The following is a 15,032-nucleotide window of genomic DNA, read 5'->3' as shown; positions in this document are numbered from 1 at the left end:
CATGCGCATGGAGCCGGTCGATGCCCATTCAAGTGGTCTGTAATAACGGAGTGATGGAAGAGGCCGATGGGGTCGCGAATCTGCTCGCGGCGCATCGCCATGCAGTCGCCATGGTTGAACGTCTCGGCAGACGACGGATGAGGGCCGACGGGCCGGACGCGACCCTGATCGGTCGGCGACTGGATTCGGTGATGGCGGAGGAGGCTTTCGCGCGTCGGCGCGCGGCCGCTGCGCCGGTGGCCGATGTCGTTGAGATGAAAATGAAGGCAGCTTATTTCCGGCGGTTGTTGGGGAACGACTGGTGCGAGCTTGATGTCGACGATTTTCGCGCGTTGCTCGGTTCTTTCGCGAAACTGCAATCCTAGGAGAAGAGCGCTGAAATCCATGAGGCCACGGTATTCCAGGCCGCATAGATTCCTGCCGGCACCAAGATGATCGCGATGAGAGCGATAGCATCGCCGATGGCGCCGTCAGTGCGTCCTTCCACGGGATAGTAATATTTGTGCGCCTCATCGTCGTGCTTCATTGTTGTCTCTCCGACTGCTTCTCTAGCAGCAGCTGAACAGGATGCTGAAACGTCGTGCTCCACAGACCTGCACGTTTCATCTTAGCGTTAATTTCCGCGACGAGGTAGTTCTCATTGACGGCTTTGCCCTTCGCTGTCGTTGCGGCAAACGCGTATCCGGTCGCTATGAGGGCGGTGCCAACATCAATTGTTGCGCCATTCAGCTGCGCACCGCATACGACAAACACCGCCTTGTCCAGGGCGTAGCCGATTGGCTGGCACGTAACCGCCGCGCTATCAAACAGCGCCGCCAGATGCGCCAGCGATGTGTTCCCGCAATCGATTTTGTTCCCATTTGGCTCTTCGGCTGATGTGCCTCGAAGACATGACTGGACGCCATAGAGGCGAAAAAGGTGATCTCCGTCTCGCCAGGTATCTCCGGTCAGCAGTTGAGCCGATTTCGATACTGCGAGGGGCGTTGGAACGGCAGACTCCGATGCATCCTGGGCCTGTGCCGATGCGCACAAACCAAATGCGGCCAGCACTGCGAGCCTCGCCCGCTTCATTCCTGGAACTGTCCACCGAGGTCGGCGGAGTGCTCCAGATCGGGGCGCAGCGACTTGCCATCCTTGTTGCGTCCGATTGCCGCCATGTCGAAGAAAACCATTTCGTCATCGTCGTAGGCGACGTTGTACGGGTCGTTTGCGTTGCCCGCACCCACGAGAGAGAAACACGACACAGCGTCGGGTTCGCCCTTCTTGCTTTGCAGAACAAGTGTCTTGCAAAGCACGACAGACGCACGATCGTTGTAGATTGTCTCTTCATAGTCCTGGGCCGCCTTTGCGCAGTCCCATTGCTGGGTCTTGTACGTGATCTTCGGTTTGGGGCAGGCCGCAAGGCCGCGCAGCCGGTACGTCACGCCGTTGACGACGCGCTCGGTCGCAGACGGCACCTTAACTCGCCCGACGAGAGCGGCCGCATCGCGCTGAAAGAGCGCGCCTTTCGCATCGTAGCGCTCGTAGACGAACACCTTTTCGCCCGGCTTCGCAAACTGAAGCAGGTAGTGCTCCGAAGGTTGCGCGAAGGGGCTCGGGACGTCGGCGCCAGCAGCATAGGCCACGGTGCCTTGGAGCAGCAAGATCGTGTACAGGGCCGTCTGTTTCATCGAAATCCGTCCTCGCGGTGTATATCGTGTTGACACTTTACTAGGGCTGCGTGTAGCCATAGTAAAGTGTCAAATTTTGGCGACAGTATGAACACTCGATTCGCTCTTCTGCTCACCCTCTGTGGCGCCACGATGCCGTTCAAGGCGCACGGCCGGGACCTGGCATCAGACCGCGTCGCAATCGCCTTTGCAACGCCGGCGCAAGCCCTTGCCGCAGTCGGGGGGCAAAGGCCGCGAGCGTGCAGGACCGTAAATCGGGCTGAGGTCTCCCAACTTGTGCGTTCAATCGCGCAAAAGGAAGGTTTCGACGCTGATCTGGCCGAGGCAATTGCGTGGGCCGAAAGCGATCTCGGCACCAGTCAGGGTCCGTCGAAGGCCGGAGCCTTGGGGATCATGCAGCTGATGCCGGGCACGGCGGCCGATCTCGGCGTGAATGACCGTTGCGATACTGAGGCAAATGTCCGGGCTGGCCTACGCTATCTGAAGTCACTCTATGACGAGTTCCAGGATCCGCTACTGATGCTGGCGGCTTACAACGCCGGGCCCAACAGCGTCTACAAGGCGCAGGGCATTCCGGTGAATCCGGAGACGGCGGAATACATCGTGAAAATCCTGAACCGCTGGAAGTTCGGCGGTGTCGTCAAGAAGTCCGCCCTGACCAAATCCGAGACGCTCGCGGCCGCGCCGCCAGCAAGCGAGGACGCTTGGCAGGATGGTCATGTCATGGATTTCGGCAACTGAAAGGAGCCAAGGGTGGAATACAGAAAAGCGGGTATATTTGCCCTGAAACTCGCCTTGGCCTCGGCGGTCGGAATGGCTCTCGCGCCAGCCACTGCGTACGCCCAATCGGCGGCACCAGTCGAAAACGTGCTGGAGTGGTTCGTCGGCGTTCTGCAGGGCAACATAGCGCGCTCATTCGCCATCATCGCGGTCTGTTTTCTCGGCTTCCTCGCCATGACGGGCCGGCTGGCGTGGATGATGGCTTTCTCCATCATCATCGGCATCGCTCTGATCTTCGGCGCCGCGCAGCTGGTGGATGCGGTTCGCGCGACCGCGGGAGGCGGCTGAGACATGGACGACGAGGAGGTCTATGTCGAGCCGGTCAGCCTGCCACTGACACGCCCGCCTATGAAGTGGGGTGTGCGCTATGAGGTTTTTGCACTGAACGGCATCCTGGCGGTGATCGGTTTTATCGCCACGAGCAGCTTCATGCTTGGCCTTGGTGTGTTCGGCGTGGTGCATCTGGTCAGCGCATATCTGTGCCAGCGCGACCCTTACATGTTTCATATTTTCGAGCGGCGCGTCTCAAAACGCGGAGCGGTGGCGAACCTTACTTTCTGGGGCGCGAGGAGCTATTCGCCATGAGCCTCGATGCCGACCTGAAATTTGGCCGTGAGCGCCGCCGCGAAAAGCCCGCGGCGATGCACATCCCCTACCTTCGCCATGTCGATGACAATCTGATCGTGACGAAGAGCGGCTTTCTGGTCGGCGTCATCCAGCTCAGTGGCCTGCCCTTCCAGACGATGGACCAGGCCGAGCTGAACAGCCGCATGTTCAACCGCAACACGACGTTCCGCAATCTCTCGACCTCTCGCTTTGCGGTCTACACAACGATCATCCGCCGCCACGTGACGCCGGAGATCGAAGGCGACTTTGACAATCCTTTCGTGGCCGAGCTCGACGCCCGCTACATGGACGAGCTTGGCGCGAAAAACCTTTTCGTCAACGAGGCCTATCTGACGGTCATACGCCGCCCGATGGTCGGCCGGGTCGGCTGGGTGGACAAGGCGCTCAATGCCTTCCGCATCAGCACCGCCAGCGAGGAAACCCGCGAAGACGCGATGGCTGAACTGCGTGAAGTTCTCGACGGCGTCGTCAAGGATTTCACAGCTTATGGTGCGCGTCTTCTCGGCGTCGTGAATCGCCGCGACAGCTTCTTTTCCGAGCCGTCGGAATTTTTGGCGAAGATCCTCGCCGGCGGCGTCGACGTGGAAATGCCTTTGCCGCGCATGAGCCTTGGCGATGTACTGGCGACACGACAGCTGTTTTTCGGCAGATCCGCGCTGGAACTCCGCGGGCCGGACGAAGGCAAGCTCGGCGCCATGGTGTCGATCAAGGAATACCCACCATTCACTGCTCCGGGGTCATTGGACGGTCTCTTGCGCCTCCCACATGAGTTTGTCCTGACGCAGAGTTTCGCGATTGAAGACCGCGTGACGGCGATGCGCCGGATCAACACAATCGCCAACCAGGTTGAGGGTTCCGACGAGGCGGGCACGACGGTCGAGGAGTCCGTCCACGACGGCGCCGACAAGCTGGCCGGCGGCGAAGTCGTCTTCGGCCAACATCACATGAGCGTCATGGCCCTGGCACCGGACATGACCGGGCTCAACCGTGCGATATCCGACATCACGGCCGAGCTTTCGCGCATGTCGATCGTGCCGGTTCGCGAAACGCTGAACACGGAACTGGCATTCTGGGCGCAGTTGCCGGGAAATTTCAGCTACATCGCGCGACGCGCGTTGATCTCGTCGCTGAACTTCGCCGGTCTTTTCTCAGGACACAATTTTCCGTCCGGCCAACGCGAGAGGCTGCATTGGAAACGGCCCATCGCTTTGCTCGAAACGACCAGCCAGACGGCCTATTATTTCAATTTCCATGTTCACGATGTCGGCCACTTCACGGTGTTCGGCCCGACCGGCTCGGGCAAGACCGTCGTGCTGTCGTTCCTGATGGCGCAGGCCATGCGCATCATGCCGCGGCCGCGATGTGTCTATTTCGACTACATGCGCGGAGCAGAAATTTTCGTTCGAGCGCTTGGCGGTCGTTACGAGGTGATGGAGCCCTCCCAGCCGACCGGCTTCGCGCCATTGCAGCTTGACGACACGGCAGAGAACCGTTCTTTCCTGGAAGATCTTCTTATCTACATCCTGACGCCGGAAGGCGGCGCGCTGGACGTGGCGGAGATGCGTGTCATCAACGCCGCCGTCGACATGATCTACAAGATCCCGCGCGAACAGCGGACCTTCGACCTGCTGCCGGAAGTGCTGCGGGGCTCGCTCATGCCCGGCATGAACGATCTGGCCGCGCGGATCCAACCCTGGCTCGACCCGAAGGACAAGGGCTGGCTTTTCAACAATCCGGTCGATCTGGTCGATTTCTCGAAACCCGTCGTCGGCTTCGACATGACCAAGATCCTCGGCGACCGAAAGCTGCGTTCGGCGGCGTTGCTCTACATCTTCCACCGTCTTGAAGACGTCATCGACGGCTCGCCGATCATGCTCTTCCTCGATGAAGGCTGGAAGCTGTTGGACGACGAGGTTTTCGCCGCTTTCATCAATGAGACGCTGAAGACCATTCGTCGCCGCAACGGCGTGGTCGGCTTTGGCACGCAGACGGCGGAGGACGTCGTCAATTCCTCCATCTCGTCGTCACTGATCGAGCAGACGAAGACCAACATTTTCTTCCCCAACCCGAAGGCGAGCAAGGAATCCTACATGGAGCGCTTCTCGCTGACGGCGAAGGAATTCGAGTTCGTGCGCCGCACCGCCAAGGAAACGCGCACCTTCCTCGTCAAGCACGACAGCGACTCGATCGTCGCCAAGCTCGATTTGTCGGCAATGCCCGATCTCATCAAGGTCCTGTCCTCGAACGAAGCCAACAGCAAGGAATGCGCACGGCTCCGGGAGACCTTCGGCGACGAGCCGGAAATGTGGCTGCCATACTTCTGCGGATGGGAGAACGAGCATGACGAAGCGGCTTAGCAGCGCTTGTCTGGTCGTGGCTCTCGCGACGGCGGAAAGCATGAGCGTGGCTGCCGCTCAGATCGCGGTCATCGACGGGCAGAACCTCGACAAGCAGCAAGAGGACGAGCAGCACAGCACGAAGTCGGATGAGGCCAAGAAGGATGAAACCGACAGGAAGAAAAGCGTCGTCTGCACCTATTCTAACAAATACCGCTCACAGATGTTTCGCCGATCGCCGGCCGAAGCGTTGCAGCGCGACGCCGGCAACGTGAAGATGATCCGCTACTATGCGCAAGAATACGGCGTTCCCGAAGGCCTGGCGCTGTCCGTTGCCTATCAGGAATCGCGCTTCGACACATGCGCCGGGAGCCACACCGGCGTCAAAGGCGTCATGCAGCTGACCAAGGGCACCGGCAAGTCCATGGGACTGGACCGCGACGTGAACGAGCAGAATGTCGAAGGCGGCGTCAAATATCTCGGAATGGGCGTGAAGCAATGCGGGGCGACGAATTACAGCTGTCTCGCCTCCTTCTACAACGGATCGAACGCAGGCGAACAAAGTCAGTGGGCCGGCGGCGTCGGCCGTTGGAACAGCTACTTCAACGACTATGTGTCAAGCGGAAAGGCTCCGGCCGCCGCGCCGCCACCATTCTCGATCGTAACGGCCGACGGCGCAGGCGGCACGGCCCAGGACGCGGCCATGGGCGCGGTCAGGAAGGCGGCTGGCGGCCTTGACGCAAGCTCATCGCAGCTCGGCGCCAACAATGCTGCAATCGAGGCGCTTGCAGGCAACGTTGGCCAGGTGACCGAATACAAGGACGCCTGGGAGCTGAACTCGTCGGCTCGCGGGGTCAACGCCGATGTCACTAACCAGTACCTCGCCCAGGCGGGGGATTTTACGACGCTGCTTGCCCAACTTCTGTCGATGCAGAACGTCCAGGCATCGCAGTCGGCCAAGCTGGTGCAACAGCCGAAGAGCGGCTCTCCGAACCCGTTCTCTTGTGATCCGGCGGAACTGGAACGGTTGGAGATAGATCGCGGCCGGTGGCTACCATGCGCACTCGAGAACGCGGGGGCAAGCTCGGCCGACAGTCGCTCGATGATCATAACCACTGATCCTGCCGGCGCTGCCAGCGTGATCAATTCTCTACAGCAATAGGAGGCTGACATGAAGAAATTGGCGATTGCCGCCAGTCTGGCGCTTTGGGCAGGCACTGCCCACGCACAAATTGCGGTCATTGATGGCGCCAATCTCGATGTCGCCCGCAAGAATGCGGACAACACCAACTCCATCATGGACTCCAACAAGGATATTCTGAAAAAGAGCGAGGAGATCCTTCAGGCGCTCAGCGGCAGTCGTGACGGTTCGCTCGGCATCGGACAAATGGGCCTTGGCGGCAACATGTCGATCGCCCAGGCTCCGTCGTTCGGATCGATCCTGAACGGCGGCGCGCTTTCGTTTGGCGGCCTTTCGCCCGAAATCCAGAAAATCGCCGGCGCCGTCATCAACGGGCTCCAGCTGGTGAAGCAGCTCCAGCAGATTGCCGGCAAGGAGACCAGCGCCGTCAACACGGCCTATGGCGGCAGCGTGAACGTGGCCTCGCTGCTAAGCGCGTTGACCTCGCAGGCCTCGCAAGGCGTTACCCAGCGCCAACAGTCATTGCAGTCCGCGAGCGGGCAGATCGGGCAGTCGCAGGACGTCAAGGGCTCCGTGGACCAGAACACACGAATGCAGCTGGAAAACGCGCGTGCGGTCAACGAACTGATCGGCGTCCAGAATGGTGCGGTCGCGGCGCTGAATGAGAAGCTCAAGGGAGATCTCCTTCGCCAAAGCCAGGTGCAGAAGATGATGACACCGCGCACCGTCAATCCGTTCGCGGAATTCGGCAAGAGCGGGGGCTGAGCGCTTGTCGAGGCGAGTCCTGCGCATATGCGTTGTGATCGGGCTCGGCACAGGGCTTTTTGGATGCGCAAATCGCGACCTGAAAGCGCCGTGCGGGCCTTTGGCGTATGCCCATGCCGACAACTGCGGCGCGCTGAAGCCGGTCAATTCAACTCCGTTCGCCAGCATTATTGACGAGGATCCATGAACGGTCTCGCCGCAAGCATCCTCGGTGGCATTGACAACATCGGTGAGGACTTCGTTCGCAATGTCTATATGCAGTTGGGCAATGCGATGGGCAACGTCTTTACCCTGATGCTGACCCTCTATATCGCATGGTGGGGCTATTCGATCCTGAGCGGGCGGGAGTCGATTTCGCCAATCGAAGCGGCCTATCGGCTCGGCCGCGCCGTCATCATCTATCTACTGCTGACCGGATGGGGCACATTTTCCGCCACGATCTATCAGCTCGTGCAAAGCATTCCAGACGAGATCGGTAAAGTGATCGTCGGCGCCGTGTCGCGGGCCACCGGCAATCAGCTTAGCGACCAGGCGGCAATTCCCACGCTGATCGACAACCTCTACCAAGGGGCCCAGGACGTCGCCAATCAGGTCTACAGCGGATCCTTCTATGACATTTTTGGTGCGCTGTTGTCGCTGCTCGTTCTGCTGTCGGCCATCATCTTCGCAGCGCTTGCCATTGCCGCGATCATCGCCGCCAAGGTGATGTTGTTCATCACACTCGCGTTGGCGCCGATATGGATCATTCTTTGGCTTTACCGATGGTCCTCGCGGATGAGCGAAGGCTTTCTTTCGCTGACCACCTTCCTGATGATCCAGCAAATCCTGATCTACGGCTTTCTCGGCTTCTACTTCTCGCTCGTCAACGCGGCGCTGAACACCGCCACGTCCGGCGGAGCGACCATGGACAGCAAAATGTCGCTGGTGCTGCCCTTGGTGCTGGTGACGATCATCGGCATCTACGTTCTCATGCAGATACCCTCGATTGCTTCGATCCTGAATGGCGGCGGGTATCTCAGCACCACGGGCGCTCGTTACTCATATGGGACGTTCGGCAGGAATGCCGTGCGCTATTCCGGCGCGCGATGGGCCGCGGGCCGCGCCGCTCGCGGCGCCCGGCAGCTCGCGGCAAACAGTTTTCGATCCTCGCGAGCAGCGAGGGCCGACGACGCAACCCGGTCCGCCATCCAGCAAGGTGCGCGCGATAACTCCAGGCCTCTGGCCTAGAACACAAGGATAATCACCGATAGCGGCCCTTGGATCGGGATCGTTTCGAAAACGAGGCAATAGTACAGTGTCAATCTCAATGGAAACAGCTGCTAACAGCGGCGGCGAGCTCGTCGACAAGGGCTATTACAGGGCGGGCGCGACCTGGGAGGACGACACGCACAGGTCAATGCGTCGATCGCGTACATTGGCCTGGATCGTCAGCGGTGTTTCCGGAATGGTGGCGGTGTTGTCGCTGCTGGCGCTCGTGCTGATCCTGCCGCTCCGGCAGTTCGAACCGTATGTTGTCGAGGTCGACAAATCGACGGGCTACCTCGAGATCATGCGCGCGCTGAAGCCCGGAGATCTGTCCCAGAACGAAGCCGTCACGGCCGCCAATTTGGTCCGCTACATCAGGGCCCGCGAAACCTATGATTCGCGTGAACTGAAACAGAATTACGACCTGGCACAGCTCTACTCCACCGATGCCGCATCCAAGGATTTGACGTGGCTTTATACGCCTGCAAATCCACAATCGCTTGACAAGATTTTTGGCCGCAATGTCACTGTCTCGGTCGAGGTGAAGTCGGTCTCGCTGCTCAATCGCAACACAGCTTCGGTGCGCTTTGCCACGACGACGCGGCGGGACAATTCGTCCACCGCCGACAATTGGGTGGCGGTGATAAAATTCCGCTACACCTCAACGCCGCTCAAGAACGAATGGCGTTTCGACAATCCACTGGGATTTCAGGTTAGGGATTACCGCCGCGACCAGGAATCGGCGCCGGCGGCGGGGAGCCTGCAATGAGATGGCGCGTGGGCTTCGTCCTATCGGCCGCCCTTCTGCTCGGGACGATGCACAGCGCGGCCGCACGCGACGGCCGCATCCGATATGTCACCTTCAACAATGACGACGTGACGTCAGTGCGCGCAGCCCTTGGCATTTCGACGATGATCGAGCTCAGCCCGACCGAAGTCATCGAAACCGTGTCGGCTGGCGACACGAAAGGCTGGTCCATAATCCCCAAACGCGGATCGCGGTTTCTTTTCATCAAGCCGCTGGAGCGCGATGCGTGGACCAACGTCAACGTCGTCACCAACCGGCGCGTCTATTCCCTGCTGCTGCAGGCCACTGACAACAGCCGTGACCGAGCATCCTTCCAGGTCCGGTTCAAATACCCGGACGAAGATATAGACGCGCGCCTCCTCTCACAGGCCAAAGAGAGCGCCGCCGTTCCGGATTTGAAGGACCTGAATTATGCCGATCTCAATTACGACTACGCCTACAAGGGCGACGACAGTCTGAAGCCGCGCACCGTGTTCGACGACGGCACCAAGGTGTTTCTGGAGTTCAAGGGCGACATTCCAGCGATCTTCGTTGTCGACGACAAGCGTCAGGAGTCGCTGGTCAACGTTCGCACGCAGGGCAAATACACCGTCATCGACAAGGTCGCACGGCAATTCACCTTGCGGGCCGATGGCGAGACGCTCTGCCTCTACAACCGGGCGCGACCCAACGCCATCGATCCCGTCGAGCAAGTCTACGGTCCAACGAAACTGACAGGCGGTTCCACCCTGTTCGGATCCAGCGGAGGGCGCTGATGTCCCAGATCGATTATAACCAGCTGGACGGCAGCCCGACGGTCGCGCGCCGTGGTGCTGGCGTGGGTACCAGGATCGCCCTGGTCAGCCTCGGCGTGGTGCTGGTAGGCGCGCTGATATGGCTTAACTGGCCCCGGGAGCCTGTATCGCGCGATCTGCGCGGCGATGCCGAGGAAAACTTCAACCCGCCAGAGTTCCGCCCGCCGGCGTTGAACGAACCGCCGCAACCTGCCGACGGCACGATCGACCAGATCGTGGTGCCGCCACCGGCTGACGACAAGAATGGCGCGCAACAAGCCGATAATGTCGATCAGACCGTGCAGCAAGGCGCGGATCTCGATGCGCAGCGACGCGCGCTGGAGGCGCAAATGGCGGCCGAGGAGGCACGCCGCAAGGCGGAGGCGGAAGAAGCCCGACTCAAGGCGGCGGCTGAGGACGAGGCTCGTCGTAAAGCGGAGGCGGCGGAGCATGAAAAAGCGGTGTGGGAACGCCTGCGGTCGAACCAGATGGTGACGAATGATCAGACCGGCTCGACAGATGCCGGCGCCCAGGCGGCGCAGGTCGAAATCGCGCGGGACGGTCAGATCGTACCGGTGCCCGGCGCGGACAGCGATCCCAACAAGGCCTTCCTGGCGCAGTCTGAGGCAAGCTCTTCCGGCATCGTCAAAGCCAGGGTCTTCCGACGCACCGATGCGTTGATCCCTGAAGGAACGATCATTCGCGGCTATTTGGAAACCGCGATCAACACCGACCTTCCCGGCGCCGTGCGCGCTGTCGTGCGTGAGGATGTCTTCTCTCTCGACGGCCGGCGGATCCTCATCCCGAAGGGCTCGCGCCTGACCGGAGAATACCGCTCAGGGCTTGCACGTGGTCAGAAGCGTGTTTTCATCGTCTGGAGCAGGGTCATCCGCTCGGACGGCATTTCCGTCGACATCAAGTCGCCTGGCGCAGACGCGCTCGGCCGCGGCGGCATGGGCGGCCGTGTCGATACGCACTGGGTTGAACGGTACGGTAACGCCATCATGCTTTCCGTGGTTGGCGGCGTCTCTGAATATCTGTCCTCGCTTGGCGATAGCGGACAAAATGGCCAACAGCGCCAGGTGTCGACGATCGATCCCGTAACCGGTGAGACGACGACCGTGACCTATGGTGGCAACGGCTCGCAGCGCGACGCCCGCGGCATCGCGTTCGACAAGTCATCGACCGCCCTGCAGCAACTCGCGCAAGAGGCGTTTCGCGACACGCAGAACATTGGCCCGACAGTCTATGTCGACCAGGGCACCTCGGTCGTCGTGCTGGTGCGTCGAGATCTCGATTTCTCGGACTTGTACGCCGATCCCGTCCAGGAAGAAGCGGTGCGTCTGAAGGCAGGTGGGCAACCGAAGACGGCGATCGATCCGACGCCTCTCTACGCGACGCCAAAGGATAATTTCTATCCCGGCTATGGGAGCCCGGTGAAATGAATGCACTGCATCCCCTCCCCGACCCTTGGGCCAGAGCCCCGGTCCTGCGCGCTCATCTGGAACCGATATGGCCCTATTTGAACGAAGATTCGGTGTCCGAGATTGCGATCAACAGGCCGGGTGAATTGTTCATCGAACGCCTCGGCGCGAAGGAAATGGAGCACGTCGTCAAGCGGGAGGTAACGCCGGGCTGGATTCGCAACATCTCGACGGGCGTCGCCTCGGCGACAAATCAGGTCATCAACGAAGAAAAACCGGTCCTGTCGGCCGCTCTACCCTCGGGCGAGCGCATCCAATGCATCTTGCCTCCGGCGGCTCCCGAAGGCGGGGCGATCTCGATCCGCAAGCAGGTCATCATGGATATGAGCCTTGATGCCTACAACGATCTTGGCGCCTTCGAGAACACGGCAATGGGCAGCGGACTGGCGCTGTCGGCCGAAGAAAAGCGGCTGGTCGACATGTTGCACGACACGTCGCCGATAGACTTCCTGCAATATGCGGTGCGCAATCGTGTCTCGATTGTCGTTTCAGGCGGGACATCCACGGGCAAGACGACGTTTCTAAATGCGCTCCTGAAAGAGATCCCGGCTCACGAACGGATCATCACGATTGAAGATACCCGCGAACTGAGGCTGCCGGCTCCCAACAACGTCACCCTGATAGCCTCGAAGGGCGACCAGGGCCTTGCCAAAGTCTCCGCCCAACAGCTGCTCGAAGCCTCCCTTCGCATGAGGCCCGACCGTCTGCTATTGGGCGAGTTGCGCGGCGCTGAAACCTTCGCGTTCCTCCAGGCGATCAACACCGGCCATCCGGGTTCGCTCACCACCGTTCATGCCAATTCCGCCCGGTCCGCCTATGAGCGGCTGGCTCTGATGGTCATGCAGGGCAGTTCGGGCCTCTCACGAAGCGAAATTCTCGACTATCTGCGCGAAGTCATTCCAGTGGTCGTCCAGATGGTCCGCACCGAAGGCGGACGGCGCGGCATCAGCGAGATCAAGTTCACCAAGGCGGAGACGATCTAGCGGGGCCCATCCATGCAGAAAATCGCAACAGCAATTTTCATGGTGCTCATGGCGATGGCCCTGGGCGTCCTGGTCTTCACGGTCGCCTATGCCGCGACGGATTGGTACCGGACTGGCTCCCACGTCCTGTTCGACCAGCTGAACGCCAATCCCCTGCCGGTCGTTCGCCAGGCCTGGGCGGATACGATGGCCAGGAATTTTAGCCGGGTCCAATATGCCGTTGCCGCGGGAGCAGCAGGGTTTTTCTTACCACTGGTCGGCCTGTTTCTCATGCGCCCGAGAAAGCGCAACGACTCTCGCTTTATGTCTATGAACGACGTATCAAAACGCGGCCTGACGAAAGCTGGCGGCGTCTTCGTCGGGCGGGCCGGCGGCAGGCTTGCCGAAATCTTGTCGCCCGGCCGCGATCAGCGATCCGGCAAGATCCGTTTGACCCAGCGCCGGCTGATCGGCGGCAAGAAATTGTGGATTGATGGCGATGATGTCGGCGGCTTCGTCATAGGGCCGCCGCGCTCCGGCAAAGGGAGCTCCCTTATCATCCCGAACGCCTTGACCTGGCCGCATTCGCTCGTCGTTCTCGACCTGCGGGGCGAGACCTATGCGGCGACCGCCGGCTACCGTTCCACCATTAGCCGCGTGGTGCGTTTTGCGCCGGCTGATCCAGACGGCAATACCGCATGCTACAATCCGATGGACTTCATTTCGCTGGATTCCGCCCAGCGCGACATCGACCTTCGCAATATCGCTGCGGCGCTATTTCCGCGCCCGCCGTCCAACGCAGATCCATATTGGGTGAACGACGCCCGCCTGCTTTTTACCGGCATAGCATCGTTCGTCATGGAATCGCCTGCAATCCTGAACGAGAAGAAGACCTTCGCCAAAATCCTTGAGATCATGAACGGTGCCGAGCAGCCGCTCCTGGAATTCATCGGCTCGCTGCGCGAGGAACGCCGCCGCGAATGCTCGCATTTTACGCTGCAAACCCTGCTGCCGTATTTCGAGATGTCCGAGCGGCAGTTTTCCGGAATTTACGCCGGCGTACGCACCGGCATGGCCCCTTTTCTCAACGAGCGCTTGATGCGAGCTACGTCCCGCAGCACGTTCGATATTCGCAGGCTCAAGCGTGATCGAATTTCTCTTTATCTCGACGTGCGCCGTGAGCAGATCACGTCGCTTGGACCGCTGTTCAATGTCCTGATCACGCAGCTGATGAACTTCATGTCGGAAACCCTGCCCCGTCCGGACGAGCATCCGGTGCTCGTGCTGCTCGACGAGTTCCAGAACCTCGGCAAGCTCGAGAATGTAACCGAAATGGCGAGCGTGCTCGGCGGCAACGGCGTTTCGATGTGGTTTTTTGTGCAGTCGCTGAAGGCTGTAGACGAGATCTATCGCCAGGAAGGGCGCAAGACCCTCATCAACGCCGCTCGCGTGCAGATCTTTTTCGGTGCGCAGGATGCGGACGATCTGCGATACGTTTCCGAGCAGCTCGGCGAAACGTCAGACGTGCAAAAGGACGTGACACGCACCAAGGCAACGTTGTTCGACACTTATTACACGCGCTCGGAGCACCGCAAGGAGGTGCGGCGGCCCCTGATGCGGCCGGATGAAATCCGCACGCTCGACAAGCACAAGGTCATCATATTGCCACGTGGCGAGTTACCGATCCTTGGCACGCGAAATTTCTATTTCGCCGACGGCCAGCTCGCCAGACGCGCGTTCATGCCCCTGCCCGCCTCTAGCGACGTTTCGCGCACGAAAAGCCCTGCGTTGAATTCCACTGCGGCGGTTCCACCTCCTGCGCTCCCGCCGATTGTGCCGACAGCACCAGCGTACCGATCGGGCCTCTTGCAAATGCGCCTTCGGCACGGCGCGACATTCGCCGCCAAGGCCGGCCGTATGGCTCCGCCACAGGGCCGACGCGCAATCGTAAAAGGGCGGCTGAAAGCAACCGACGCTGCAGCCGCACCGGCTAATGCCGCCATAGATTTTTCCGCTTTGGCGGCCAAAGCGGTGACGACACGCATCGCGCCCGACAAGGAAGCAGCGGTTGCGGCGATCCTGAACAAGGTGCGGTCCCTGCGCGCCAACGCATCCGATACCGAGACTTTCGATCGAAATCTGGGCGTCGTGGAAGATACTTTGCCTGATGTAGTCGATGGGTAGGCCAGGATTCCGATGCGGCGGAGAGGTCGCTGTCTATCGTGACCTTGTCGCACAAGCCATGGCGACGGCGCACATTGCCACGCGCTTCGCGCCGGGCACCAAGCATAGTTCGCCAGAAGTTCTAGGAAGCGACAGAGTTCATCTCAAGTGCGTTTCCGCCTGGCGGCTTTGGGGCCGTGTCCGGACGGTCCGGTTTTGGAAAGCGATGGGCGGTAAGTTGTCGTTTTGGTCTGCTTGATCAGGCAGGCTGCCTCTTC

General features: G+C 60.4%; 16 protein-coding genes. 13 read left to right on the top strand and 3 right to left on the bottom strand.

Going from position 1 to position 15,032, the window contains the following annotated elements; translation table 11 throughout:
• Positions 1-20: 20 nt before the first annotated feature.
• Positions 21-365, top strand: a complete 345-nt coding sequence (locus tag P9217_RS28065) for a hypothetical protein (RefSeq protein WP_278055738.1) — start codon at positions 21-23, stop codon at positions 363-365.
• On the opposite strand, the gene P9217_RS28060 is transcribed toward P9217_RS28065, so the two are convergent.
• Genes P9217_RS28060 through P9217_RS28050 form a run of 3 tightly spaced genes read right to left on the bottom strand, consistent with a single transcriptional unit; the run spans position 362 to position 1,670 of the window.
• Positions 362-526: a hypothetical protein gene (locus P9217_RS28060; RefSeq protein ID WP_278055737.1), complete on the bottom strand. Its 165-nt coding sequence runs from the start codon at positions 524-526 to the stop codon at positions 362-364. The genes P9217_RS28065 and P9217_RS28060 overlap by 4 nt on opposite strands.
• Complete coding sequence (locus P9217_RS28055) at positions 523-1,071, bottom strand: thermonuclease family protein (protein ID WP_278055736.1); 549 nt, start codon at positions 1,069-1,071, stop codon at positions 523-525. The genes P9217_RS28060 and P9217_RS28055 overlap by 4 nt, the downstream gene beginning before the upstream one ends.
• Positions 1,068-1,670: a hypothetical protein gene (locus tag P9217_RS28050; RefSeq protein ID WP_278055735.1), complete on the bottom strand. Its 603-nt coding sequence runs from the start codon at positions 1,668-1,670 to the stop codon at positions 1,068-1,070. Before P9217_RS28050 ends, P9217_RS28055 begins: the two co-directional genes overlap by 4 nt.
• Positions 1,671-1,802: 132 nt before the next feature.
• On the opposite strand from P9217_RS28050, the gene P9217_RS28045 reads away from it, so the two are divergent.
• The 12 genes from P9217_RS28045 to P9217_RS27990 all read left to right on the top strand — a co-directional run bounded on the left by P9217_RS28045 (position 1,803) and on the right by P9217_RS27990 (position 14,775).
• Positions 1,803-2,411: a transglycosylase SLT domain-containing protein gene (locus P9217_RS28045; protein WP_278055734.1), complete on the top strand. Its 609-nt coding sequence runs from the start codon at positions 1,803-1,805 to the stop codon at positions 2,409-2,411.
• A gap of 12 nt (positions 2,412-2,423) precedes the next feature.
• On the top strand, positions 2,424-2,738 hold the full coding sequence (locus P9217_RS28040) for a TrbC/VirB2 family protein (protein WP_278055733.1): 315 nt from the start codon (positions 2,424-2,426) through the stop codon (positions 2,736-2,738).
• A 3-nt stretch (positions 2,739-2,741) separates the two neighbouring features.
• Positions 2,742-3,035, top strand: a complete 294-nt coding sequence (locus P9217_RS28035; RefSeq protein WP_023720449.1) for a VirB3 family type IV secretion system protein — start codon at positions 2,742-2,744, stop codon at positions 3,033-3,035.
• On the top strand, positions 3,032-5,434 hold the full coding sequence (locus P9217_RS28030) for a VirB4 family type IV secretion system protein (protein WP_278055729.1): 2,403 nt from the start codon (positions 3,032-3,034) through the stop codon (positions 5,432-5,434). The genes P9217_RS28035 and P9217_RS28030 overlap by 4 nt, the downstream gene beginning before the upstream one ends.
• A complete protein-coding gene (locus tag P9217_RS28025; RefSeq protein WP_278055728.1) occupies positions 5,418-6,575 on the top strand; it encodes a lytic transglycosylase domain-containing protein in 1,158 nt (385 codons plus the stop codon). The genes P9217_RS28030 and P9217_RS28025 overlap by 17 nt, the downstream gene beginning before the upstream one ends.
• Before the next feature lie 18 nt (positions 6,576-6,593).
• Positions 6,594-7,319 (top strand): type IV secretion system protein, encoded by a 726-nt coding sequence (locus tag P9217_RS28020; protein ID WP_278055727.1) that lies wholly within the window; start codon positions 6,594-6,596, stop codon positions 7,317-7,319.
• 183 nt (positions 7,320-7,502) lie between these two features.
• Positions 7,503-8,546, top strand: a complete 1,044-nt coding sequence (locus tag P9217_RS28015; RefSeq protein ID WP_278055725.1) for a type IV secretion system protein — start codon at positions 7,503-7,505, stop codon at positions 8,544-8,546.
• A 79-nt stretch (positions 8,547-8,625) separates the two neighbouring features.
• Positions 8,626-9,333 (top strand): type IV secretion system protein, encoded by a 708-nt coding sequence (locus P9217_RS28010; RefSeq protein WP_278055723.1) that lies wholly within the window; start codon positions 8,626-8,628, stop codon positions 9,331-9,333.
• A complete protein-coding gene (locus tag P9217_RS28005; protein ID WP_278055722.1) occupies positions 9,330-10,127 on the top strand; it encodes a TrbG/VirB9 family P-type conjugative transfer protein in 798 nt (265 codons plus the stop codon). Before P9217_RS28010 ends, P9217_RS28005 begins: the two co-directional genes overlap by 4 nt.
• On the top strand, positions 10,127-11,590 hold the full coding sequence (virB10, locus tag P9217_RS28000) for a type IV secretion system protein VirB10 (RefSeq protein WP_278055721.1): 1,464 nt from the start codon (positions 10,127-10,129) through the stop codon (positions 11,588-11,590). The genes P9217_RS28005 and virB10 overlap by 1 nt, the downstream gene beginning before the upstream one ends.
• Entirely contained in the window at positions 11,587-12,612 is a 1,026-nt protein-coding gene (gene virB11 / locus P9217_RS27995; RefSeq protein WP_278055720.1) for a P-type DNA transfer ATPase VirB11, read from the top strand. Before virB10 ends, virB11 begins: the two co-directional genes overlap by 4 nt.
• 12 nt (positions 12,613-12,624) lie before the next feature.
• Positions 12,625-14,775: a type IV secretory system conjugative DNA transfer family protein gene (locus P9217_RS27990; RefSeq protein ID WP_278055718.1), complete on the top strand. Its 2,151-nt coding sequence runs from the start codon at positions 12,625-12,627 to the stop codon at positions 14,773-14,775.
• The last annotated feature ends 257 nt before the right edge of the window (positions 14,776-15,032 follow it).

The organism is Mesorhizobium sp. WSM4989, assembly GCF_029625795.1.
In the GTDB taxonomy this organism is placed as follows: Bacteria; Pseudomonadota; Alphaproteobacteria; order Rhizobiales; family Rhizobiaceae; genus Mesorhizobium.
This window is presented reverse-complemented; position numbering and strand designations above follow the sequence as displayed.